At 60.0% G+C, this 25072-nt stretch carries 20 protein-coding genes; 18 read left to right on the top strand and 2 right to left on the bottom strand.

The features are described from left to right. From AC1DSG_RS04235 to AC1DSG_RS04220, 4 genes are all read left to right on the top strand, one after another. On the top strand, positions 1-545 hold a 545-nt coding region (locus tag AC1DSG_RS04235), incomplete at its 5' end, for a biliverdin-producing heme oxygenase (RefSeq protein ID WP_477789733.1). Then, the gene (locus AC1DSG_RS04230; protein ID WP_477789732.1) at positions 542-2776 is read left to right on the top strand and encodes an ATP-binding protein; all 2235 of its coding nucleotides are present in this window, start codon (positions 542-544) and stop codon (positions 2774-2776) included. The genes AC1DSG_RS04235 and AC1DSG_RS04230, both read left to right, overlap by 4 nt. A gap of 143 nt (positions 2777-2919) precedes the next feature. Beyond that, positions 2920-3489 carry a DUF4174 domain-containing protein gene (locus AC1DSG_RS04225; RefSeq protein ID WP_477789731.1) on the top strand — a complete coding sequence of 190 codons (570 nt, stop codon included), beginning with the start codon at positions 2920-2922 and terminating at the stop codon, positions 3487-3489. A gap of 324 nt (positions 3490-3813) precedes the next feature. Then, the gene (locus AC1DSG_RS04220; protein ID WP_477789730.1) at positions 3814-4185 is read left to right on the top strand and encodes a DUF6124 family protein; all 372 of its coding nucleotides are present in this window, start codon (positions 3814-3816) and stop codon (positions 4183-4185) included. Positions 4186-4247: 62 nt separating this feature from the next. Here the strand turns inward: AC1DSG_RS04220 and AC1DSG_RS04215 are convergent, their stop codons facing one another. Together AC1DSG_RS04215 and AC1DSG_RS04210 are read right to left on the bottom strand one after the other, a co-directional pair. Next, a complete protein-coding gene (locus tag AC1DSG_RS04215) occupies positions 4248-7541 on the bottom strand; it encodes a sensor domain-containing protein (RefSeq protein ID WP_477789729.1) in 3294 nt (1097 codons plus the stop codon). 69 nt (positions 7542-7610) lie between these two features. Then, positions 7611-8501, bottom strand: coding sequence for a LysR family transcriptional regulator (locus AC1DSG_RS04210; protein WP_477789728.1), 891 nt, complete (start codon positions 8499-8501; stop codon positions 7611-7613). Positions 8502-8648: 147 nt separating this feature from the next. Between AC1DSG_RS04210 and leuC the strand changes: the two genes are divergently transcribed. From leuC to purF, 14 genes are all read left to right on the top strand, one after another. Beyond that, positions 8649-10067, top strand: coding sequence for a 3-isopropylmalate dehydratase large subunit (gene leuC, locus AC1DSG_RS04205; protein WP_477789727.1), 1419 nt, complete (start codon positions 8649-8651; stop codon positions 10065-10067). Between the two features lie 11 nt (positions 10068-10078). Then, positions 10079-10723: a 3-isopropylmalate dehydratase small subunit gene (leuD, locus tag AC1DSG_RS04200; RefSeq protein ID WP_477789726.1), complete on the top strand. Its 645-nt coding sequence runs from the start codon at positions 10079-10081 to the stop codon at positions 10721-10723. A 73-nt stretch (positions 10724-10796) separates the two neighbouring features. After that, entirely contained in the window at positions 10797-11564 is a 768-nt protein-coding gene (locus tag AC1DSG_RS04195) for a class I SAM-dependent methyltransferase (protein WP_477789725.1), read from the top strand. Between the two features lie 52 nt (positions 11565-11616). Beyond that, a complete protein-coding gene (leuB, locus tag AC1DSG_RS04190; RefSeq protein WP_477789724.1) occupies positions 11617-12699 on the top strand; it encodes a 3-isopropylmalate dehydrogenase in 1083 nt (360 codons plus the stop codon). Positions 12700-12768: 69 nt separating this feature from the next. Beyond that, the gene (gene asd / locus AC1DSG_RS04185) at positions 12769-13881 is read left to right on the top strand and encodes an aspartate-semialdehyde dehydrogenase (protein WP_007944112.1); all 1113 of its coding nucleotides are present in this window, start codon (positions 12769-12771) and stop codon (positions 13879-13881) included. A 247-nt stretch (positions 13882-14128) separates the two neighbouring features. Then, entirely contained in the window at positions 14129-15139 is a 1011-nt protein-coding gene (locus tag AC1DSG_RS04180) for an aspartate-semialdehyde dehydrogenase (protein ID WP_477789723.1), read from the top strand. 208 nt (positions 15140-15347) lie between these two features. Continuing rightward, positions 15348-17963: a motility hub landmark protein FimV gene (locus tag AC1DSG_RS04175; RefSeq protein WP_477789722.1), complete on the top strand. Its 2616-nt coding sequence runs from the start codon at positions 15348-15350 to the stop codon at positions 17961-17963. Between the two features lie 256 nt (positions 17964-18219). Further along, a complete protein-coding gene (truA, locus tag AC1DSG_RS04170; protein ID WP_477789734.1) occupies positions 18220-19044 on the top strand; it encodes a tRNA pseudouridine(38-40) synthase TruA in 825 nt (274 codons plus the stop codon). Positions 19045-19107: 63 nt separating this feature from the next. Then, positions 19108-19734: a phosphoribosylanthranilate isomerase gene (locus AC1DSG_RS04165; protein WP_477789721.1), complete on the top strand. Its 627-nt coding sequence runs from the start codon at positions 19108-19110 to the stop codon at positions 19732-19734. 249 nt (positions 19735-19983) lie between these two features. Next, a complete protein-coding gene (gene accD / locus AC1DSG_RS04160; protein WP_477789720.1) occupies positions 19984-20904 on the top strand; it encodes an acetyl-CoA carboxylase, carboxyltransferase subunit beta in 921 nt (306 codons plus the stop codon). Next, positions 20901-22208 (top strand): bifunctional tetrahydrofolate synthase/dihydrofolate synthase, encoded by a 1308-nt coding sequence (folC, locus tag AC1DSG_RS04155; RefSeq protein ID WP_477789719.1) that lies wholly within the window; start codon positions 20901-20903, stop codon positions 22206-22208. The genes accD and folC overlap by 4 nt, the downstream gene beginning before the upstream one ends. Further along, positions 22192-22851, top strand: coding sequence for an SPOR domain-containing protein (locus tag AC1DSG_RS04150; RefSeq protein ID WP_477789718.1), 660 nt, complete (start codon positions 22192-22194; stop codon positions 22849-22851). Before folC ends, AC1DSG_RS04150 begins: the two co-directional genes overlap by 17 nt. A gap of 99 nt (positions 22852-22950) precedes the next feature. Next, positions 22951-23511, top strand: a complete 561-nt coding sequence (locus AC1DSG_RS04145; RefSeq protein ID WP_027921580.1) for a CvpA family protein — start codon at positions 22951-22953, stop codon at positions 23509-23511. 41 nt (positions 23512-23552) lie between these two features. Further along, positions 23553-25058 carry an amidophosphoribosyltransferase gene (gene purF / locus AC1DSG_RS04140; protein ID WP_007935163.1) on the top strand — a complete coding sequence of 502 codons (1506 nt, stop codon included), beginning with the start codon at positions 23553-23555 and terminating at the stop codon, positions 25056-25058. The last annotated feature ends 14 nt before the right edge of the window (positions 25059-25072 follow it).

The raw sequence follows: 25072 nt of genomic DNA, 5'->3' as shown, positions 1-25072 counted from the left end.
CTACACGACAGCATCAAGCGCTGGAACTGCGCATTCCGTTCTTCACGGCCGATCGGCTGCTGTATACCCGACTGATCGAGGCCTATTACGGTTTCTATCGGCCGCTGGAAAGCCTGCTGTTTCAGGTGGCAATGACCATTCCCGATCTGGACTGGCTGATTCGCACCAAAACCCCGTCGCTTGAAGCCGACCTGTATGCCTTGGGGCTCGATGCGGCGGCCATCGATGCCATTCCGCTTTGCACATTTGCCTTTCGGACCGACGCCATCGCTGCTGTGCTGGGTGTGTTGTATGTCCTTGAGGGCGCAACGCTGGGCGGGCAATCGGTGCGCACTGGGGTGTACTCACGCCTGGGAATCGATGAGCACCAGGGCGGTCGATTTTTTGCTGTGTATGGCACCGCAACCGGGCTGATGTGGCGCGCTTTTCTGGCGTGTCTGTATGAGATGCGCAATCCACTTGAACGGGCAGGCTCGGTGGTCGCTGCGCAAGCGACATTTGATGCCTTCGAAGCCTGGCTTGAGCACTGCGAGGTCTTGATATGAAGCGCCTCACCGACGAACAACTCGACGCTGCGCTCGCCCAATGCGCCAGCGAAGCGATCCGGGTTCCGGGGGCGATTCAGCCACACGGCGTATTGCTGACGTTGAGTGAGCCCGAGTTGATCATTCAGCATATCAGCCGTAATTGTGCCGCCRTGTTCGATCAGACCGCCGCCGCGTTGCTGCAGCGACCGTTCGCGACATTGTCGAGTAACACAGCGGCAGAACAGGTTCGTCAGGCGCTGTTGTCCAGCTGTCTGGAAGATGCCAATCCCGTGGTCCTGGAGATCGGCGCCCAGCGCTTCAACGCAACGCTCAGCCGTCATGACGGCGTGCTCATTCTCGAACTCGAACCGCTGCTCGACGTCGTTCAGGACAACACCGCCATTTTGCTGCGGGCGCTGCGGCGGATGCAGGCGGCGACCACGCTGGAAGACTTGTACACCGTCAGCGTCGATGAAATCCGCCTGCTGAGTGGTTTCGACAGGGTGATGCTTTATCGCTTCGAGCCGGCGGGGCATGGGCAAGTCATCAGTGAAGCGCTGGGCGGCGTTTTGCCCGGTTATCTGGGCCAGTGTTTCCCCGCGTCGGACATTCCACCGCAAGCCCGCGAGTTGTATCGCCTGAACTGGATTCGGGTGATTCCGGATGCGCGCTATGTGCCGGTGCCAATCCTTCCGGCGTTGCGTCCGGATACCGGACAGCCACTGGACCTGGGGTTTTCGCTGTTGCGCAGCGTGTCGCCGGTGCATTGCCAGTATCTGGAAAACATGGGCGTGCGGGCCTCCATGAGCTTGTCGCTGCTGGCCAACGAGCAGCTCTGGGGGCTGATCACCTGTGCTCACTCGCAACCGCTGTTGGTCAGTCATTCGGTGCGCACCCTGTGCGCCGCCATTGCCCAGTTGCTCAGCATGCAGATCACGGCACTGCAAACGCGAAACGAACAGCAGCAACGTGAACAGAAGTCCCGCTTGATCAATGAACTGACGGCGGCAATGCGCCGGGCTGACGGCGATGTATTGGAGGGTTTGATCAACAACCCGCTGCCATTGCAGGAACTGACCGGCGCCAGTGGCGTTGCGGTGCTGATCGAAGACCGTCTCCATCTGTTTGGTGAGTGCCCGACGGATGAGCAGGTGCGAGCGCTTTACTTGTGGGTGCGCGAGCAATGCCTGGAGAGCGGCGAGCCGCTGTTGACCGACTCCTTGCAACGTTGCCACGGATCCAGCGCGCTTTACAGCGATGTGGCCAGCGGTCTGCTGGCCTTTGTGCTGCCAAAACCCGTAGATAACGGCGTCATGTGGTTCAGGGCTCAATTGCGCTCCAGCATGAAGTGGAGCGGTAATCCTGATGAGCACTTCAGTGCCGGGAGTGACAACCGCTTGCAACCGCGAGCCTCGTTTGCTTTGTGGGAACAGTGGGTGGAGGGGCGCGCGCGGGAGTGGAGCACGGTGGATTATTACGCGGCCAGTGAGCTGCGCCGCAGCGCCATCGAAMATGACCTGACCCGTCAGGTCCACCGCGAGCATGAAGCGGTTCGCGAGCGTGACGAGTTGGTGGCGGTGGTGTCCCATGACCTGCGCAATCCGATGACCATTATCATCATGCAATGCGGAATGATGCAGCGCCTGGTCGCCCGTGATGAAGGCAAACACACCGTGCGCATGAACGCGGCCCTGGACACCATGGAAGACGCGACCGGCCGGATGAACGCCCTGATTGCCGATCTGATGGACAAGTCCAAACTCGACGCCGGTCACTATCCGCTCGAATGCAAACCGCTGGATGTCGTCGAGTTGCTTGAGCAGGCCTGTGCGTTGCTGGTAACTCTGACGTCGCATAAAAACATCGAACTCAACTGCACCAGCGCCCAAGGGCTGAGCTTCGACGCCGATCCCCAGCGGCTGTTTCAAGTGCTGTCGAACTTGTTGGGAAACGCGATCAAATTCACCCCGGCGGGCGGGCGCATTGACCTAAATGCCTGGCAGGTGGACGGCAAGGTCCTGATTTCGGTGCGCGACAATGGCAGCGGCATCCACACCACCCATTTGCCGCACATTTTCGAACGCTACTGGTCGACGCGTGAAGGTAACCCCAACGGCAGTGGCTTGGGCTTGTACATCTGTCGCGCCATTGTGCGGGCCCACGGCGGGGAGCTCTGGGCGCAAAGCGAACCGGGAACGGGCAGTGTGTTTACTTTTTCCATTCCGGCGTTGGTGACCGTTGAGGCTTAGGCATTGAGATTAACCCAGCCTGTTGCGCAATGACCGCCCTGACCTAAGCTTGGGTCAAGGCGAAACATAATTGCGGTGCGTCACCCGGAACGAACGCCGCGATGCGCAATCATTAGAGCGTGGTTAACAAAAAGGAGATGCGCATGCTCATCAGGTTTCTGACCCTGACAACCTTGCTGGCTTTCGCCGGTCCCTTGCTCGCAGCCGAAAGCGATTCACCGTTGGACATGGACAAAGGCCGATCCCGGCCATTGGTTGTCATCGCGACCAGCACCGTCGACCCCGTCTGGACGGGTCTGAAAACGTCTCTGAACGATCCGGCCAACAAGGAGGGTATCGCCCAACGCAACATCAGGGTGTACAGCGTGCTGAACATGTTCGGGCAGCTCGACGGCAAGGATCTCGGTCAGCAGGACACCATGGCACTGATCCGCGCCCTGAAACTCGGTGCGGGGGCGTTGCCCAAAGTGATCCTGATCGGCAAGGACGGCGAGAAGAAGCTTGAGAGTTCGGGGGAAGAATCAAAGTCGGTCGATTTGAAGAAGATTTTCGCGACCATCGACGCCCTGCCCGCGGCGGAGAAAGAAGCGCCCGCGCCGACGGTAGCGGTCCCGGTTGCAGCTGATCCGGCCAAAGATGCCCAAGGCACCAAGCCCGCCAAGCATGGCAAAGCGGGTAAAGCCGCTAAAGTTCCTGAAATGCCGGATGATTGACACTCCACCGAGCCCGTGTGGGAGCGAGCCTGCTCGCGATGAGGTCGTAACATTCAACATCTTCGTTAACTGTTACGCCGCCATCGCGAGCAGGCTTGCCACACAGGTTGTGTGATGACCAGTTATAGCGATACCCGACTGTCGTGATCGGCTATTTTTTTTGCCGGTGAAGTATCCGCCTTCATTGGCTTCGGAAATTTCCTTCAAGTCGTGTAGCACTTGATGAACTGGTGCCCTACAGCGCGCACCGCTAGCCTTCATGGGAGTCCGCGATATTGAGGGACCCAAGGACGAAAACACCCGTGGAAAAAAGGAGCCTCGCCTGTGAAAAAGTTCAGCAAGCCTCAACAACCGCAAACCCCGACCGATGCCGATCATTCCGCTCCCGCGAAGGTGTGCGAAACCGTAAAAGTGGCGGTCACGCAACGCCCCAGGCGTGTTTCCCCGCCCCAGCAGATATTCGCCATTGCCCCCGGCGTCGACACACTGACCCTGCTAAAACAAGCCTGCGAGACCCTCGCGTCACTGAATGCCCTGCTCGAGAATTTTGCCGCAAAACTGGAAGGACCGAACCGCGGTGAAGTGTTTTCGATTCAGCAGTTGGCGATGGTCGCCGAGTTGTTGGTGACTCAAGTGCGGGACAATCTTGGTTCGCGGGACGATGCGTCTGCCGGCGAGCCAGTGACTCGGCATTAAGCAGGCATCCAAAGAAAATGGACGAGCTCAAAGGGGCACCCATTTTCTGCCATCTGCAGCGGCTACCGGGGCCGGGGTTGCTTGAGGAGTTTCTGAAACTCTTCCACCGGCAACGGCGGGCTGTGTAAATACCCCTGATAAAAATCGCACCCCAGCCCCTGCAAAAACTCCAGTTGCTCCGGCGTTTCTACCCCTTCGGCAATCACTTTCAGCTCCAGGCTGCGAGCCATGGCGACAATGGCGCGGATGATCTCGGCGTCGTTCGGATCGGTAGTAGCGTCGCGAATGAACGACTGATCGATTTTCAGGGTGTCGACCGGCAAGCGCTTGAGGTAGGTCAGTGAGGAGTAACCGGTGCCGAAGTCGTCCATCGCGAAACTCACGCCGAGTTTTTTCAGGCGGCGCATTTTGTTGATGGTGTCTTCCAGGTTCTGGATGACGATGCCCTCGGTGATTTCCAGTTTCAGCAGCGAGCACGGCAGGCCATGGCTGGTGAGGCTGTTTTCGATGCGCTCGACAAAATCGGTTTGGCGAAATTGCCTCGGGCTGATGTTTACGCACAAGCTGAAGCTGAGCGGGTTGACCAGGCCTTTGGCAACCAGTTGTTTGAAGGCCCCGCAGGCTTCGTCGATTATCCAGGTGCCGACTTCAAGAATCAGGCCGCTGTCTTCCAGCACCTTGATGAACTCGGTCGGGGATTGCGCGCCGAGTTCCGGGTGGTTCCAGCGCACCAGCGCTTCGGCGCCGACAATGCGATTGCCCCGGGCGTCGACCTGCGGTTGGTAATGCACATGGAATTCTCCGCGGGAAAGGGCCAGGCGCAGGTCGGTTTCCATGCGCAGGCGTTCGCTGGCGGCCTTCTGCATGGCGTTGTGAAACATCTGCGAGGTGTTGCGACCCGAGTCCTTGGCGCGGTAAAGCGCAATGTCGGCGCGTTTGAGCAGGTCGGTCGGGGTCGAGCCATGATCCGGAATCAGCGCGATGCCTATGCTTGGCGTCACTTGCAGGCGCTGGCCATCGAGGAACATCGGTTCCGACAGCAGTTCTCGTAACGTGTCGGCCACTGCCTGAACCTCAGCGCTGACTTCATTGCGCGAACCTTCCAGGCCGCTGAGCAACACCACAAATTCGTCACCGCCCAGCCGCGCAACGGTGTCTTCCATGCGCACGCTGGCTTCCAGTCGCGCGGTGATGATTTTCAGCACCGTATCGCCGACCGGATGACCGAGGGAGTCGTTGATGTGCTTGAAGTGATCGAGGTCAAGGAACAGCAACGCACCCCGCAGGTTATGGCGCTTGAGCAAGGCGATTTGCTGGCTCAGTCGGTCCATCAGCAAGGCGCGGTTGGGCAGGTTGGTCAGGGGGTCGTGGTAGGCCAGGTGACGGATCTGCGCTTCGGCGTTTTTCAGCAGGCTGACGTCGCGAGCCGTCAGCAACAGGCAAGCAGTTTCGTTGAGAGTAATCGGCTCGACCGAGACTTCGACGGTCAACAACTCCCCGCCTTTATTGCGTCCGAGCATTTCCCGGTGGTGCACACGGCCCTTGATCTGCAGCTCGGACAGCAGCGCCGAACGTTGTTTCTCTTCGGCCCAAATGCCCACTTCATACACCGTACGACCGATCACTTCTTGCGCGCGGAAGCCGGTCAGGCGGCAAAAACCGTCGTTGACCTCCAGGTAACGCCCGGTATCGCGCTCGGTAATGGTGATGGCATCGGGGCTTGAGTGGAACGCCTTGGCGAACTTCTCTTCACTGGCCTTGAGCGCCGCTTCGGAGCGTTGCTGGTGGGAGATGTCGCGCAAGGTGGTGACGATGCAGGGTTGGTTGCCAACGTTGATCTGGCGGCTGGAAATCACGCAGGTCAAGGATTGCCCGTCCTTGTGCCGGGCGACGATGTCGACATTGTCCAGCCCTTGTTCACGGATGATCTGTTCGATCCGTTGAGGGCTGTTCGCCGCCGCGTCCCACAGGCCAATCTCGTCCGCGCTGTGGCCAATCACGTCGGCGGCGCTCCAGCCAAAGGTCTGGGTGAAACTGGAGTTGATCTCGATGAATTGGCCGGTGTCCTGGTCTGTCACGCAAATCGGGTCCGGGCTGACCTGGAACAGCGTGGCGAATTTCTCTTCGGAGGCCACCAGTCGCTGTTCGCGCTCCACCTGTTCGGTGATGTCCAGCAGGGTGCCGGCCATGCGCAGCGGCAAGCCGTTTTCATCGCGGTAGAGGCGGGCGCGGCTTTCCAGGTAGCGCGAACTGCCGTCCGGCAGTTGTACGCGGTAGGTCAGTTGATAATTGCCAGCCGGGCCTTCGCGCAGGCTGCGATAGGCATCGCGCATGGTGTTGCGATCTTCGCCAGGTACGCCTTCGAAAAAATCGTCGAAGGATTCATGGAAGGGTTTGGCCTGCAGCCCGTGCAACTCCGCGGCGCGCGCCGAGCCGTAGAGCATGCCGCTGGGAATGTGCCAGTCCCAGGTGCCGAGTTGCGCCGAGTCCAGGGCGAGGTCGAGACGCTCCTGGCTGTCCTTGAGGGCTTGATCGGCGATTTTGCGTTCGGTGGTGTCGAGGAAGGTACTCAGCAGATACGGCTGGCCCTCGAGTTCGACTTTTTGTGCGCTGAGGAGGCCATTGTGGATCTGCCCGTTGCTGGCACGAAACTGTACTTCCATGCTGATCAACCCGCCTTTGACCTTGGTGGCAGTGACCAGTTCGGCGCGTTGCTCCGGCTGAACCCAAAGGCCCAGTTCCAGCGTGGTGCGGCCTATCGCGTGTTGTAGTGGCCAGCCGAACAGGCTTTCAAAATACTGGTTGGCTTCGGTGATCAGGCCGTCTTCCAGGCGGGTCAGTAACACCATGTTCGGGCACAGGTGAAACAGCGTGGCGAAGCGTTGTTCCGAGCTTCTCAGGGCTTGTTCGCGCTGACGCTGATGAGTGATTTCGCGGATGACACCAATCATGCGTGGCCGACCGTGGATGTCCGGCAGCAGGCTGCCGCTGATTTCCAGCCAGTGCAGGCTGCCATCGGGCCAGCGGATGCGGTGGTGCATCGCTTGCTCAAGGGGGGCGCCGGCAATCACGGCATCGAACGCACGAACGGTTTTCGCGCGATCTTCCGGTGGCAGCAAATCGAGGTACTCCAGGTCCTCGGGTATTGGCATATGCGGATCGAAACCAAACAGCGCCTGTGTCCCCCGCGACCAGCTGATCTGCCCGCGCTCGATGTCCCAACACCAGGCCCCCAGCCGTGCGCCGTTCAAGGCGGCGAGCAATTGTGGCGCGCTTTCCCAGCTCAGCTCGGACCGTTTAGGGTCAAGTGCCTGAATGCGCGGCATCGAGGGAATACGGTCAACAGATTTCGGCATTGGCAACAGGCCTTGGGCGGAAATGGGTGTTAAGCGCAGGGTTTTGCGGCTCTATAGGCGTAGCGCACGTTAACCATGAGTCCCTGGCAAATCGATTTGTGCATCCAGCAAAGCCATAAACGCCCTTGCCGCATTCGATAGCGTCCTTTCCGTGTGTAGGATATAGCCTAGCTGGCGAGTCAGTTGTATGCCGGGTAAGGGTATTCGCGCAACCTGTTCATCCAGCATCGTGCGCGGCAATACGCTCCAGGCCAAGCCGATTGAGACCATCATCTTGATCGTTTCCAGATAATTCGTGCTCATGGCGATGTTCGGTGTCAGGCCTTGCGCCTCGAACAGCCGCTGAACGATGTGATGAGTAAAGGTGYTGCCGCCGGGGAAGACCGCCGGGTGCAGGGCGATATCTGCCAGACTCACCGGGCCGTTGCTGATCAGCGAATGCTCCGGGGCAACCACGAAATCCAGTGGGTCGTCCCACACCGGCGTCGCCTTGACCAGCGTGTGTGGCTCCGGCGCCAACGTAATCACCGCCAGTTCCGCGCGGCCGTGGAGGATTTCTTCGTAGGCCACTTCCGAATCGAGGAACTGAATATCCAGCGCCACTTGTGGGTAACGTCGGGTGAACTCCCTTAATAAGGGGGGCAAACGGTGCAGGCCGATATGGTGACTCGTGGCAAGGGTCAGGCGGCCGGACACTTCGCCGGTCAGATTGGTCAGGGCGCGCCGGGTGTCGTCCAGCACATTCAGTATCTGATAAGCCCGTGGCAGCAGGGCGCGGCCGGCTTCGGTCAGGCCGACTTCGCGGCCCAGGCGATCAAACAGCCGCACCTTCAATTGCTGCTCCAGCCCGGCGATGCGCTTGCTGATCGCCGGTTGGGTCAGGTGCAGCCGTTCACCTGCACCGGAGAAGCTCCCGGACTCGGCAATCGCGATAAAGGCATTGAGGTTGGCCAGATCCATTGTTGTATTCCAGTTGGTTATCCAAAGCATAAAAAATATGAATTTGAGTTATTTAATGTAACCCCCTAGGATCGACCTCACAAGCCAAGGGGTTATTGAATCGCTCATGACCCGGGGCATAGAAACAAGCTGATGAGGAACCGTCTGATGGCCGGCAAAACGCTCTACGACAAGCTCTGGGATTCGCACTTGGTCAAACAGCGCGACGATGGCTCGGCGCTGATTTATATCGATCGTCACATCATCCACGAAGTGACCTCGCCGCAAGCCTTTGAAGGCCTGCGTCTGGCCGGGCGCAAGCCTTGGCGCATCGATGCCAACATCGCGACCCCGGACCACAACGTACCGACCACTCCGGAGCGCAAGGGCGGCATCGAAGCCATTGTCGACCAGGTCTCGCGTTTGCAGGTTCAGACCCTCGACGACAACTGTGATGAATACGGCATCGTCGAATTCAAGATGAACGACATTCGCCAAGGTATCGTCCACGTCATCGGCCCGGAGCAGGGCGCGACCTTGCCGGGCATGACTGTGGTCTGCGGCGACTCCCATACCTCGACTCACGGTGCGTTCGGTGCCCTGGCTCACGGTATCGGCACCTCCGAGGTCGAGCACGTGCTTGCCACTCAGTGCCTGGTCGCCAAGAAAATGAAGAATATGCTGGTGTCGGTCGAAGGCCAATTGCCGTTCGGCGTGACGGCCAAAGACATCGTCCTCGCGGTTATCGGCAAAATCGGCACCGCTGGCGGTAACGGCCATGCCATCGAATTCGCCGGTAGCGCGATTCGTGACTTGTCCGTTGAAGGCCGCATGACCATTTGCAACATGTCCATCGAGGCCGGAGCTCGCGTTGGTCTGGTAGCAGCGGACGAAAAAACCGTGGCCTACGTGAAGGGCCGTCCATTCGCCCCGAAAGGCGCGGAATGGGACTTGGCCGTCGAAGCGTGGAAAGACCTGGTGTCGGATAAAGACGCCACGTTCGACACCATCGTTGAGCTCGACGCCACCCAGATCAAGCCGCAAGTCAGCTGGGGCACCTCGCCTGAGATGGTGTTGGCTGTCGATCAGAACGTTCCGGACCCTGCGAAGGAAATGGACCTGGTCAAACGCGATTCGATCGTGCGCGCCTTGAAGTACATGGGTTTGACCGCCAATCAGGCGATCACCGACATTCAGCTGGATCGGGTGTTCATCGGCTCCTGCACCAACTCGCGGATCGAGGACTTGCGCGCAGCCGCCGTGATCGCCAAGGGCCGCAAAGTTGCATCGACCATCAAGCAGGCCATCGTGGTGCCGGGCTCGGGCCTGGTGAAGGCGCAGGCCGAAGCGGAGGGGCTGGACAAGATCTTCCTCGAAGCCGGATTTGAATGGCGTGAGCCGGGTTGCTCGATGTGCCTGGCGATGAACCCGGACCGTTTGGAGTCGGGCGAACATTGCGCTTCGACCTCCAACCGCAACTTCGAAGGCCGTCAGGGCGCCGGTGGTCGTACTCACCTCGTCAGCCCGGCGATGGCCGCCGCCGCTGCTGTAAACGGTCGTTTCATCGACGTCCGTGAATTGATCTAAAGGAGCGCAGCATGAAAGCTTTTACCCAGCACACTGGTCTTGTCGCGCCTTTGGATCGTGCCAACGTCGATACCGATCAGATCATTCCAAAGCAGTTCTTGAAATCGATCAAGCGCACGGGTTTTGGCCCGAATCTGTTCGATGAATGGCGTTACCTGGATGTGGGGCAACCGTACCAGGACAACTCCAAGCGTCCGCTGAACAAGGACTTCGTCCTCAACGCCGAACGTTATCAAGGCGCCAGCGTTTTGTTGGCACGCGAGAACTTCGGTTGCGGCTCCAGCCGTGAACATGCGCCGTGGGCGCTGGAAGAATACGGTTTCCGCAGCATCATCGCGCCGAGCTACGCCGACATTTTCTTCAACAACAGCTTTAAGAACGGCTTGTTGCCGATCATTTTGAGCGACGCTGAAGTGGATGAGCTGTTCCAACAGGTTGAAGCGAATCCTGGCTACCAGTTGCAGGTTGATCTGCAAGCCCAGACCGTGACCCGCCCGGATGGCAAGGTGCTGAACTTTGAGATTGATGCGTTCCGCAAACATTGTCTGTTGAACGGTCTGGACGATATCGGCCTGACGTTGCAGGACCATGAGGCGATTGCGACGTTCGAGGCCAGGCACCGTGCGAGCCAGCCCTGGTTGTTTCGCGACGCTTGATTGAGCTGAAATTTATGTAGATAGGACCGGCCTCATCGCGAGCCCAGACACCACAAATATCAGGGACATGACTATGACCAGCACCGCCCAGCACACCCAGGTCGTCCAAAAGCAATTCGGTGAACAGGCCTCGGCCTACCTGAGCAGCGCCGTTCACGCTCAAGGCACCGAATTTGCGCTGCTACAGGCTGAACTGGCCGGGCAGGGCGATGCCCGAGTACTGGACCTGGGCTGCGGCGCCGGCCATGTGAGTTTTCACGTCGCCTCGCTGGTCAAGGAAGTGGTGGCCTACGACCTGTCCCGGCAGATGCTCGACGTGGTAGCCGGTGCGGCCGTTGATCGTGGGTTGAGCAACGTATCGACGGTCCTCGGTGCCGCCGAGCGCCTGCCGTTCGCCGATGGCGAGTTCGACTTCGTGTTCAGCCGATATTCGGCGCACCATTGGAGCGATCTCGGCCTGGCGCTGCGGGAAGTTCGTCGGGTGCTGAAGCCGGGTGGCGTGGCGGCGTTTATCGATGTGTTGTCACCGGGCAGTCCGTTGTTCGACACTTACCTGCAAAGCGTCGAAGTGCTGCGCGACACCAGCCATGTGCGCGATTATTCCGCCGGCGAGTGGTTGCGTCAGGTCAGCGAAGCGGGGCTGAATACCCGCAGCACCACGCGTCAACGTCTGCGTCTGGAGTACAACAGCTGGGTTGAGCGCATGCGTACACCTGAAGTGATGCGCGCTGCCATCCGCGAGTTGCAGCGATCGATGGGTAACGAAGTACGCGAATATTTCGAGATTGAGGCCGATGGTTCGTTCAGCACCGATGTGCTGGTTCTGATGGCCGAGCGATAGAATTTTTCCGGGTGTGCCCAAGGGGCGCACCGACTGATGACACGAGGAAAGCATGAGCAAGCAGATTCTGATTCTCCCAGGTGACGGTATTGGCCCGGAAATCATGGCCGAAGCGGTCAAGGTGTTGGAACTGGCCAGCGACAAGTACAGCCTGGGCTTCGAACTGAGCCACGACGTGATCGGCGGCGCGGCCATCGACAAGCACGGCGTACCATTGGCCGACGAAACCCTGGAGCGTGCCCGCGCAGCCGACGCTGTGTTGCTGGGTGCCGTGGGCGGCCCGAAATGGGACACCATCGAGCGTGACATCCGCCCTGAGCGTGGTCTGCTGAAAATCCGTGCGCAACTGGGCCTGTTCGGCAATCTGCGTCCGGCGATCCTGTACCCGCAACTGGCCGAGGCTTCCAGCCTCAAGCCGGAAATCGTGGCCGGCCTGGACATCCTGATCGTCCGTGAACTGACCGGCGGTATCTACTTCGGCGCGCCGCGCGGCACGCGCACCCTGGAAAACGGCGAGCGTCAGTCCTACGACACCCTGCCCTACAGCGAAAGCGAAATCCGCCGCATCGCCCGCGTCGGTTTCGACATGGCCATGGTGCGTGGCAAGAAGCTGTGCTCGGTGGACAAGGCCAACGTGTTGGCGTCCAGCCAGCTGTGGCGTGAAATCCTCGAGGAAGTGGCCAAGGATTACCCGCAAGTCGAACTGAGCCACATGTACGTCGACAACGCCGCCATGCAACTGGTGCGTGCACCGAAGCAGTTCGACGTGATCGTCACCGACAACATGTTCGGCGACATCCTGTCCGACCAGGCCTCGATGCTCACCGGTTCCATCGGCATGCTGCCGTCGGCGTCCCTGGACACCAACAACAAGGGCATGTATGAGCCGTGCCACGGTTCGGCGCCGGACATCGCTGGCAAGGGCATTGCCAACCCGTTGGCGACCATTTTGTCGGTGTCGATGATGTTGCGTTACAGCTTCAACCAGCAGGCCGCAGCCGATGCCATCGAGAAAGCCGTGAGCCTGGTGCTKGACCAAGGCCTGCGCACAGGTGACATCTGGTCGGCGGGTTGCACTAAAGTCGGTACGCAGGAAATGGGCGACGCAGTAGTCGCCGCGCTGCGGAATCTGTAATCTCTCGGGCCCGCTGCCATTTTCAACTTCGAAAGCAGCGGCCCACTTTTTTAAGAAGGTGTAGTTGCGATGAAACGTGTAGGTCTGATCGGTTGGCGCGGTATGGTCGGTTCCGTGCTCATGCAGCGGATGCTGGAAGAGCAGGATTTCGATCTTATTGAGCCGGTGTTTTTCACCACTTCCAATGTCGGTGGCCAAGGCCCGTCCGTGGGCAAGGACATTGCTCCGCTCAAGGACGCTTACAGCATTGAAGAGCTGAAAACCCTCGACGTGATTCTGACCTGCCAAGGTGGCGACTACACCAGCGAAGTATTCCCCAAGCTGCGTGAAGCCGGCTGGCAGGGTTACTGGATCGACGCCGCTTCCAGCCTGCGCATGCAGGATGATGCAGTCATCGTCCTGGACCCGGTCAACCGCAAGGTTATCGACCAGCAGCTGGATGCGGGCACCAAGAACTACATCGGCGGCAACTGCACCGTCAGCCTGATGCTGATGGGCCTGGGCGGTCTGTTTGAAGCCGGTCTGGTGGAGTGGATGAGCGCCATGACCTATCAGGCGGCCTCCGGTGCCGGCGCGCAGAACATGCGTGAACTGATCAAGCAAATGGGTGCGACCCACGCTGCTGTCGCCGATCAACTGGCTGACCCGGCCAGCGCCATCCTCGACATCGACCGTCGTGTGGCCGAAGCCATGCGCAGCGAAGCGTACCCGACCGAAAACTTCGGCGTACCGCTGGCCGGCAGCCTGATCCCGTGGATCGACAAGGAACTGCCGAACGGTCAGAGCCGCGAAGAGTGGAAGGCCCAGGCCGAGACCAACAAAATCCTCGGTCGCTTCAAGAGCCCGATCCCGGTCGACGGCATCTGCGTGCGCATCGGCGCCATGCGCTGCCACAGCCAGGCGCTGACCATCAAACTGAACAAAGACGTGCCGATCGCCGACATCGAAGGGCTGATCAGCCAGCACAACCCTTGGGTCAAGCTGGTGCCGAACAACCGCGACATCAGCATGCAGGAGCTGAGCCCGACCAAGGTCACCGGCACCCTGAACGTGCCGGTTGGCCGTCTGCGCAAGCTGAACATGGGTTCGCAATTCGTCGGTGCCTTCACCGTCGGCGACCAACTGCTGTGGGGCGCAGCCGAACCGCTGCGTCGCATGCTGCGGATTCTGCTTGAGCGTTGATCGATTGAAGCAATAAAAGAACCCGTGCCTTGAAAGAGGTACGGGTTTTTTTATTCCTCCGATCGTTCCCACGCTCTGCGTGGGAATGCCGCCTGGGAGGCTCCGCGTCCCGGTTCTTTATGTGACGCAGAGCGTCAGGGGATGCATTCCCACGCGGAGCGTGGGAATGATCAGGGGAGGTGCGAATTGCCTGCACGCCACCCACCCGGTAAAGTGCCGCTCCCCCCGTTTCGCCTGAGGTAGAACCATGAGCCAGTCCTTTGATATTGCCGTGATCGGCGCCACCGGTACTGTCGGCGAAACGCTGGTGCAGATTCTTGAAGARCGCGACTTCCCGGTCGCAAATCTGCACTTGCTGGCGAGCAGCGAATCGGCCGGGCACTCGGTGCCTTTTCGCGGCAAGAATGTGCGGGTGCGGGAAGTCGATGAATTCGATTTCAGTAAAGTCCAATTGGTGTTCTTCGCGGCCGGCCCGGCGGTCACTCTCAGTTTCGCCTCGCGCGCCAGCGCTGCCGGTTGCTCGTTGATCGATCTGTCTGGCGCTTTGCCGGCCGATCAGGCGCCGCAAGTGGTGCCGGAAGCCAATGCCGAAGTGTTGGCAGGCTTGAAAAAACCCTTCCAGGTCAGCAGTCCGAGCCCGTCGGCCACCACCCTGGCCGTGGTGCTGGCGCCGTTGCTTGGCGTGATCGACCTGCAGCGGGTCAACGTGACCGCCAGTCTGGCGGTCTCTGCCCAAGGGCGCGAAGCGGTGACGGAGCTGGCCCGGCAAACCRCCGAGCTGCTGAATGTGCGTCCGCTGGAGCCGACGTTCTTCGATCGGCAAATGGCCTTCAACCTGCTGGCTCAGGTCGGCAAACCGGACGAGCAAGGCCATACGCTGCTGGAAAAACGCCTGGTGCGCGAGTTGCGGCAGGTGTTGGCGCTGCCGTCATTAAAGATTTCCGTTACTTGCATTCAAGCCCCGGTATTTTTTGGCGATAGCTTTAGTGTGACCTTGCAGTCAGCGAGTCCTGTCGACCTGGCGAAAGTCAACGCGGCGCTGGAAGATGCGCCCGGTATCGAACTGGTCGAGGCCGGCGATTATCCGACCGCAGTGGGTGATGCGGTGGGGCAGGACGTGGTGTACGTCGGTCGGGTTCGCAGCGGTATCGACGACCTGTCGGAACTTAATGTGTGGCTGACGTCAGATAACGTACGCAAAGGCGCCGCGCTGAATGCTGTGCAGGTGGCTGAATTGTTGATAAAAGACCTGCTGTAAAAGATACTTGGCAGCAATTTGCAGAATGATTCTAGCCGGGCGCTATGCTTCGCCGCGGTGCTGAAGGAAAGCCACCTTGCGAGGCTTTGCGGAGCATGCAAGATACGATCGCGCGCGATGACACGTCGACGCCGCGCGCAATGCCTTACGGCAGCGACTCTCAAGACCTTCTCGCTGGCCGAGGAATGTTCAAACAAAGGATGAGGCTATGGTTCAAGTTCGCAAACTGGTGTTAGCAATTGCGGCCGCCTCTGCGCTGTCCTCCGGCATGGCACATGCCCTCGGGCTCGGGGAATTGACCCTGAAGTCGACGCTGAACCAACCCTTGGTAGCGGAAATCGAGCTGCTGGACGTCAAGGACCTTACGGTTGCTGAAGTGGTGCCGAGCCTGGCCTCGCCCGAAGACTTCGCCAAGGCCGGTGTCGACCGCCAGGCATTTCTCAATGACCTGACCTTCACACCGGTGCTCAACGCCAGTGGTAAAAGCATCCTGCGTGTGACTTCCAGCAAGCCACTGTCCGAACCGATGGTGAAATTCCTGGTTCAGGTGATGTGGCCTAACGGTCGCCTGCTACGCGATTACAGTGTGCTGCTCGATCCGTCCAAATTCTCGCCGCAGACCGCTGAAGCGGCTGCGCAGCCCGCGCCGACTCAGACCGTCACGGCCCCCGTGACCGGCGCCACCCAACCGACTCAACACACCACCTCGCCGCGCGACACCCTGTGGGAAATCGCCGCGAAGGCGCGCAACGGTGGCTCGGTTCAGCAAACCATGCTGGCGATCCAGGCGCTCAACCCGGATGCCTTTATCGACGGCAACATCAACCGCCTGAAAACCGGTCAGGTGCTGCGCCTGCCGGATCAGGCGCAAGCCACCAGCCTGCCACACCCCAAGGCAATCGCTGAAGTGGCCGCGCAGAACACCGCGTGGCGCCAGGGTCGTCGTTATGTGGCGAAACCCGGCACCGGCCAGCAACAACTTGATGCCACCAAACGTGGTAACGCTGACGCCGGTGCTGCACAAGACGCCAACGACAAACTGAGCCTGGTCTCGGCCGAAACCGGCAAGGCGGGTGGTAAAGGCGCTGCGGGCGATGCCAAGAACCTGAGCAACAAGCTGGCCGTGACCCAGGAAAGCCTCGACACGACGCGTCGCGACAACGCTGAACTGAAAAGCCGCATGACTGATCTGCAAAGTCAGGTGGATAAGCTGCAACGCCTGATCGAGCTGAAGAACAATCAACTGGCCAAGTTGCAGGCCGAAGGTGCGGCGAGTGCACCTGCTGCAACGGCCGCTCCGGCCATGTCGGCTGAGTTGGCAACCGACCCTGCGACGGCGCCGGCTGACGTAGCGCCGGCAGCACCTGCGCCAGAAGCCGCTTCCGTGCCTGCCGAACCGACAACCGAGCCGGCACCGGTTGTCTCCGGTGACCAGAAATTCAACGAGCTGCTGGCCAACCCTGTCCTGTTGGGGCTGATCGGTGGTGGTGCGGTGGTTCTGGCGCTCCTGCTGCTGTTGCTGGCGCGTCGCCGCAAAGCTCAGCAAGAAGCCGAGAAACACCTGCGCATGGCCCGTGCCTTGTCAGAAGGGCAGGACTTGTCCTTTGACAGCGACCTGTCGGATAGCAGTTTYGACGGGCTGGAAGTTCTGCCTCCGAGCGTAAAACTCGCCACTGCGCCAATCCCTGCTCCTGCTCCTGCTCCTGCACCCGCACCAGTGATTGCGCCGGTTGTAGTCACTGCACCAATAGCCGCACCGTTGGTGTCGCCTGCCGCCGAGCCTGATGACGATGTGCTGAGCAAAGCACAGTCGCATATCACTGCCGGTCGCCTGAACCAGGCTGCCGCGTTGCTGGAGGACGGCATCAAGCAAGAACCGCAACGCAGTGAGCTGCGTTTGAAGCTGATGGAGGTTTACGGTCAGCAGGGCGATCGTGATGCATTCGTTGGCCAGGAGCGCCAGCTGGTCGCCAACGGCGATAACTTCGCCCAGGTCGAAAAACTCAAGGCACGCTTCCCGGCCATGGCTGTGGTCGCCGCAAGTGGTCTGGCCGCAGCGGCCATCGCCGCAGAACTGGACGCTCAATACGTCAAAGACCTGCTGCTGGACGAGCCGCAAGCCCCGGCACCTGTCGATGACGACTTCGACAGCGCTTTCGACTTGAGCCTGGACGACCTGGAAGCTGCTTCCCCGGCCGTGGTTGCGCCAGAAGCAGACACGTCGACCGAGCTGGACGAGTTCCCGCTGGATGACGATTTGAGCTTTGAATCGGTGTTGCAGCAGCAAACTGACATCAAGGAAAACCTCGACGACCTGTCGGACTTCGATCTGGACATGGATCTGGGCGCAGAGGCGTCGCCGGGCATCCTTGCTGAAGACGACTTCTTGCTGGAACTGGGCGAGGGTGTGAAGGATTTGCCTGTCGTGCCTGAAGTGCCGCAGGACGATCTGGATCTGCCTGCCGATTTTGACCTGTCACTGGCTGATGAAATAGACGTGACTCCGGCCGAGCCTCGCATCGCTGATATTCCGGACGCCTTTGAATCTGAGTTGGGTGACGTCAACGCCGAGCTGGAGCGTCTGTCCCAGAGCATTGGCGAGCCGAGCTTTACCGCAGAAGACGCTATGGCATCGGCAGCTGATGAGCCGGACTTCGACTTCCTCTCCGGTACGGATGAAGTCGCTACCAAGCTCGATCTGGCCCAGGCCTACATCGAAATGGGCGACAAAGATGGCGCACGGGACATCCTCAATGAGGTACTGACCGAGGGGGATGCCGGGCAGAGGATCGAAGCCAAGGAAATGCTTTCGCATCTGGCTTGAGTGATCAATCAGCAGTAAACATAACGGCAGCCCATTGAGGCTGCCGTTTTTGTTTTCGCGGTGAGTTGAGGGTGTTCGGTCTATTGCTATCGCGAGCAGGCTCACTCACACAGGGGGTATGCATTTCAGGGTGGGAGGCCAATGAACAAAAGACACACGCCTCTGGCGTCCCGCTCAAGCGGCCTTATAATGCCCGCCTTTGCGCACATCAGCAGGCTGTCACCCCTTGGCAAATATAGATAATCCGGCTGCCGAAATGGCGGCCGATGGCTTTTTCCGGATCGCATTGGGCGTTGAATACAAAGGCTCGCGCTATCGTGGCTGGCAACGCCAGGCCTCCGGCGTGCTCACGGTGCAGGAAACCCTTGAGAAAGCCTTGTCCAAAGTCGCCGATTCACCGGTGTCGCTGCTGTGCGCCGGACGAACGGACGCTGGGGTGCATGCGTGCGGTCAGGTGGTGCATTTCGACACGCAGGTCGAACGTTCGATGAAGGCCTGGGTCATGGGTGCCAACATCAATTTGCCGCATGACGTCAGCGTCAGCTGGGCCAAGGTGATGCCGGCGCATTTTCACGCGCGGTTCAAAGCCATCGCACGGCGCTACCGCTATGTGATCTACAACGATCAGATCCGTCCGGCGCACCTCAATGAAGAAATCACCTGGAATCACCGCCCGCTGGACGTCGAGCGCATGGCTGAAGCGGCGCAGTACCTGGTGGGTACGCATGATTTCAGTGCGTTCCGCGCCGGGCAGTGCCAGGCCAAGTCGCCGATCAAGGAACTGCATCATTTGCGGGTTACGCGTCACGGCAAGATGATCGTGCTGGACATCCGTGCCAGTGCGTTCCTGCACCACATGGTGCGCAACATTGCGGGCGTGCTGATGACCATCGGTACCGGCGAGCGCCCGGTGGAGTGGATGAAGGAGGTGTTGAAAAGCCGCATTCGCCGTTCCGGCGGGGTGACGGCGCATCCGTTCGGCCTGTATCTGGTGCAGGTCGAGTACCGTGATGAGTTCCAATTGCCCGAGCGTTACATTGGTCCACACTTCCTGACCGGTTTCACAGAACTTGACGGCTGACGCCCTCGAACGCATTTGTTACCATCCGGGACTTCCCCGGATTTGCCCAGAGGATTTATCGACATGTCTGCCGTTCGCAGCAAGATTTGCGGGATCACCCGCATAGAAGATGCGTTGGCGGCGGTCGAGGCCGGGGCCGATGCCATCGGGTTTGTGTTCTACGCCAAAAGCCCCCGGGCCGTGACGTTTCAGCAGGCGCGCGAGATTATCAAGGCGCTGCCGCCGTTCGTCACCACCGTGGGTTTGTTCGTCAATGCCAGTCGTTGCGAGTTGGGCGAGCTGCTCGATGCCGTGCCGCTGGACCTGTTGCAGTTCCATGGCGACGAAACGGCTGCCGAGTGCGAAGGCTGGCATCGGCCGTACATCAAGGCGCTACGGGTCAAGGCAGGTGACGACATCGCGGCAGCCTGCGATGCGTTCCCCAGCGCCAGCGGTATCCTGTTGGACGCCTATGTCGAAGGCTTACCCGGTGGAACCGGTGAGGCGTTCGACTGGTCTCTGATACCGCAAGGCTTGAGCAAGCCGATCATTCTGGCGGGCGGTTTGACCCCCGATAATGTCGCCGGGGCGATTGCCCGGGTCCGGCCTTACGCCGTGGACGTCAGCGGTGGGGTAGAGGCGAGCAGGGGCATCAAGGATCACGCAAAGATTCAGGCATTCATCAAGGCGGTTGTGGGAGCTGTCGAGTGAAACGAGGCTGCGATTTTTTGAACCAGCCGATGATGTGACGGCTGGCAGACTGCCGCCGTCCACTGCTGTGTACAAAAGAGGTGCACCTGCACAAAGCAGGCATGGCTGAGGATTTACGGGTTGTACGCAGGTCGCTTTCACTGACCCGGCCACCCGAACGATCATCGCCACACAAATGAATTTAGCTCAAGGGCATACGCGGGGCTGCGAACCAGAGCGTTCGGGCCGCCGGTACTGGAGAAAGAAAGCATGAGCAACTGGTTAGTAGACAAACTGATCCCTTCGATCATGCGTTCCGAGGTCAAGAAGAGCTCGGTGCCTGAAGGTCTGTGGCACAAATGCCCGTCTTGCGAGGCTGTGCTGTACCGTCCGGAGCTGGAAAAGACCCTGGATGTTTGCCCCAAGTGCAACCACCACATGCGCATCGGCGCCCGCGCCCGCATTGATATCTTCCTCGACGCTGAAGGCCGTGCCGAACTGGGCGCGGACCTGGAGCCGGTTGACCGTCTGAAATTCCGTGACGGCAAGAAGTACAAGGATCGCCTGACCGCTGCCCAGAAGCAGACTGGCGAAAAAGATGCGCTGATCTCCATGAGCGGCACCTTGCTGGGCATGCCGGTTGTGGTATCTGCGTTCGAATTCTCCTTCATGGGTGGTTCGATGGGCGCCATCGTTGGTGAGCGTTTTGTTCGCGCCGCCAACTATGCCCTGGAAAAGAAATGCCCGATGATCTGCTTTGCCGCTTCCGGTGGCGCGCGGATGCAGGAAGCCCTTATCTCCCTGATGCAAATGGCCAAGACCTCGGCGGTACTGGCGCGTCTGCGTGAAGAAGGCATTCCGTTCATCTCCGTACTGACCGACCCGGTCTACGGCGGTGTTTCCGCCAGCCTGGCGATGCTCGGTGACGTCATCGTCGGTGAGCCGAAAGCGCTGATCGGCTTTGCCGGTCCACGCGTGATCGAACAAACCGTGCGTGAAAAGCTGCCGGAAGGCTTCCAGCGCAGCGAATTCCTGCTGGAGCACGGCGCCATCGACATGATCATTCACCGTCAGGAGCTGCGTCCGCGTCTGGGCAACCTGCTGGCGCAAATGATGGGTCTGCCGACGCCGCAATTCGTCGCTGCGCCAATCGAGCCAATCGTGGTTCCGCCGGTACCTGCGAACGTATGACTGAGCGCACCCTTGGCGAGTGGCTCGCCTACCTTGAGCAGTTGCACCCTTCGGCCATCGACATGGGCCTGGAACGTTCGCAACAGGTAGCGTCCCGCATGGGGCTGGGCAAGCCGGCGCCCAGGGTGATTACGGTCACCGGCACCAACGGCAAGGGTTCGACCTGCGCATTCGTGGCCTCGTTGCTGCGGGCGCAGGGCCTGAGCGTTGGTGTCTACAATTCTCCGCACCTGTTGCGTTACAACGAGCGGGTGCAGGTCAACGGCGTCGAAGCCACGGATGCCGAACTGTGCGAAGCGTTTGCTGCAGTCGAGGCTGGTCGTGGCGACACGTCCCTGACGTATTTCGAAATGGGCACCCTGGCAGCGTTCTGGCTGTTTCAACAGGCCGGTCTCGATGCCGTGGTGCTTGAAGTCGGTCTGGGTGGGCGTCTGGATACGGTCAATGTGGTGGATGCCGACATGGCGCTGGTCACCAGCATCGGCGTCGACCATGCGGATTATCTGGGTGATACCCGTGAATCTGTGGCCTTCGAGAAGGCCGGCATCTTCCGTCAGGGCGCGCCTGCGCTCTGTGGTGATCTGAATCCTCCACAACCGCTGCTGGACAAGGCGCGCCAGCTGGCTTGCCCGTTTTTCCTGCGTGGCCGCGATTTCGACCTCGGCGTGACGGATCACAACTGGCAATGGCGCGGGCTCGACGCTCAAGGGCGAGCGGTCGAGTTGCACGATCTGCCGTTGCTCGATCTGCCGATGGAAAACGCCGCATTGGCCCTGCAGGCTTATCTGCTGCTCGGCTTGCCGTGGGTGGACACACAGATTATTGATGCGCTGAAAATGACGCGGGTGGTCGGGCGTCTCGACCGCCGGCAGTTCGACTGGCAGGGCAAGCGCCTGAACCTGTTGCTGGATGTGGGGCATAACCCGCACGCCGCCGAGTACCTGGCTCGCCGCTTGGCCAGTCAACCGCCGATCGGCAAGCGTCTGGCAGTGTTCGGTTTGCTGGCGGACAAGGATCTGGATGGTGTTGTCGGTGAATTGAGTGCTAGTGTCCAGCATTGGGCGGTCGCGCCGCTGGACTCGCCGCGTGCGCGCCCGGTTGCCGATTTGCAGGCTGCGTTGCAGAACCTTGGCGCGTCGGTAACGTCCTATGACAGCGTGGCGGCAGCCCTGGAAGGGCAGAGCGCGCTGGCGACGAGCGACGACGAGATACTGTTGTTCGGATCATTTTATTGTGTCGCCGAGGCTCTTGAATGGTTGGCCCGGCGCTCCACGGAGGAAGCGGCAAATGGCATTGCTGGATAAGGCCTACAAACAACGCATGGTCGGCGCGCTGGTGCTGGTGGCGCTGGCGGTGATTTTCCTGCCCATGCTGTTTTCCCGTCAGGATGAGCAGCGTCAGGTGACGGTCGATGCACCGGCGATGCCGCACGCACCGGAGCTGCCGCAAGTGCAGGTCGAGCCAGTAGCGGTGCCTGAGCCGCAGGCGTTGCCTCAAGAGCCTGTGCCGAGTGATGATGAAATCGCTCAGCAGGAAGCGCCGTCGACGCCCATTGCCCCGGCAATACCTGTGGCTCCGGCGCCTGTCGCCAAACCGGTCGCTCCGGCACCTGCGCCAGTTGCCAAGTCTACGACGCCACCCGCGCAGCCCATCGGGGCCGCACCGGCCAAGCCGGATACCACGCAAAGTCGCATCGATGCCAATGGCCTGTCGATCAGCTGGTCGATTCAAGTGGCCAGCCTGTCGAATCGCCAAAGCGCGGAAAGCCTGCAGAAAACCCTGCGCAGCCAAGGCTATAACGCCTACATCCGCTCGGCCGATGGCAAGAATCGAGTGTTCGTCGGGCCGTTGATCGAGCGTGCCGAAGCCGATCGTCTGCGCGACTTGTTGAGCCGCCAACATAACCTCAAGGGTTTTGTCGTGCGTTTCCAGCCTGAGCGCGGTTAAAAACTATCGCCCCGATTTGAAATGCACTGACAATCGCCGCTTACCGATCAGCATGGGCTCTGCTAAAATGCGCCGCCTTATCCGTCTGTAGGCTGCACTGTGCCATTTACCTGGGTTGACTGGGCGATCGTTGCAATCGTCGCCATCTCCGCATTGATCAGTCTGAGCCGCGGCTTCGTCAAAGAAGCGTTGTCGCTGGTGACCTGGATCATTGCAGGAGCCGTTGCCTGGATGTTCGGTGGTTCATTGTCCGAGTACCTCGCCGGATATATCCAAACGCCGTCGGCTCGTGTGATCACGGGCTGTGCCATCATGTTTGTCGCCACGTTAATCGTAGGCGCAATGATCAATTATCTTATCGGCGAATTGGTTCGCGTTACCGGGCTCTCCGGGACCGATCGATTCCTCGGCATGGCCTTCGGCGCCGCACGTGGCGTGCTGCTGGTGGTCGTGGCGGTCGGGCTGTTGAGCCTGGGGCCGGTACAGCAGGACGGGTGGTGGAAAGAGTCGCAGCTCGTGCCAAAATTTCTATTGGTCGCAGACTGGTCCAAAAACCTGATTCTCGGGTGGAGCAGTCAGTGGCTTGCCAGCGGTATCAGCGTACCCGCTGAGATACCGTTCAAGGATCAACTCTTGCCGATGGCCAAAACGCCTCAGTGAGTGTTGTTCAGTTCAGATCCATTAAGTAGGGGTTGCGTCGCATGTGTGGCATCGTCGGTATCGTCGGTAAGTCGAACGTCAATCAGGCGCTGTATGACGCGCTAACCGTCCTCCAGCACCGCGGCCAGGACGCTGCAGGTATCGTGACCAGCCATGATGGCCGGTTATTCCTGCGCAAGGACAACGGACTGGTGCGTGACGTGTTCCATCAGCGTCACATGCAGCGCCTCGTCGGTCACATGGGTATTGGCCATGTGCGTTACCCGACCGCGGGCAGCTCGACCTCGGCCGAAGCTCAACCGTTTTACGTCAACTCGCCGTACGGCATCACCTTGGCGCACAACGGTAACCTGACCAACGTTGAACAACTGGCCAAGGAGATTTACGAATCTGACCTGCGCCACGTCAACACCAATTCCGACTCGGAAGTCCTGCTGAACGTGTTCGCTCACGAGCTGGCCCAGCGCGGCAAGTTGCAGCCAACCGAAGAAGACGTTTTCGCTGCTGTAACTGACGTACACAACCGTTGCGTCGGTGGCTACGCAGTCGTGGCGATGGTGACCGGTTACGGCATCGTTGGTTTCCGGGACCCGCACGGCATCCGCCCGATTGTCTTCGGTCAGCGTCACACCGACGAAGGCGTCGAGTACATGATCGCCTCCGAAAGCGTTTCCCTGGACGTGCTCGGTTTCACCCTGATTCGCGACCTGGCACCAGGCGAAGCGGTCTACATCACTGAGGACGGCAAGCTGCACACCCGTCAGTGCGCGACCAACCCGTCCCTGACCCCGTGCATCTTCGAACACGTCTACCTGGCGCGTCCGGACTCGATCATTGACGGTGTTTCGGTGTACAAGGCCCGTCTGCGCATGGGCGAGAAACTCGCCGAGAAGATCCTGCGCGAACGTCCTGATCACGACATCGACGTGGTCATCCCGATCCCGGACACCAGCCGCACGGCGGCCCTGGAGCTGGCAAACCACTTGGGCGTCAAGTTCCGCGAAGGCTTCGTGAAGAACCGTTACATTGGCCGGACCTTCATCATGCCGGGCCAGGCTGCACGGAAAAAATCCGTACGCCAGAAGCTCAACGCGATCGAGCTGGAATTCCGTGGCAAGAACGTCATGCTGGTGGACGACTCGATCGTTCGCGGTACGACCTGCAAGCAGATCATCCAGATGGCTCGCGAAGCCGGCGCCAAAAACGTCTACTTCTGCTCTGCCGCACCGGCCGTTCGCTACCCGAACGTCTACGGCATCGACATGCCGAGCGCCCATGAGCTGATCGCCCACAACCGTTCGACCCAGGACGTGGCTGACCTGATCGGCGCTGACTGGTTGATCTATCAGGACTTGCCTGACTTGATCGAAGCGGTCGGTGGCGGCAAGATCAAGATCGACAAGTTCGATTGCGCGGTGTTCGATGGCCAATACGTCACCGGCGACGTCGACGAGGCATACCTGAACAAGATCGAGCAGGCACGTAACGATGCCTCCAAGGTCAAGACGCAGGCAGTCAGTGCGATCATCGATCTGTACAACAACTGAGTTTCTACCGGCCC

This window comes from Pseudomonas sp. P5_A12, from assembly GCF_056400685.1.
Note: the sequence above shows the minus strand (reverse complement) of the source record. Positions and strands in the feature narration are given on the sequence as shown.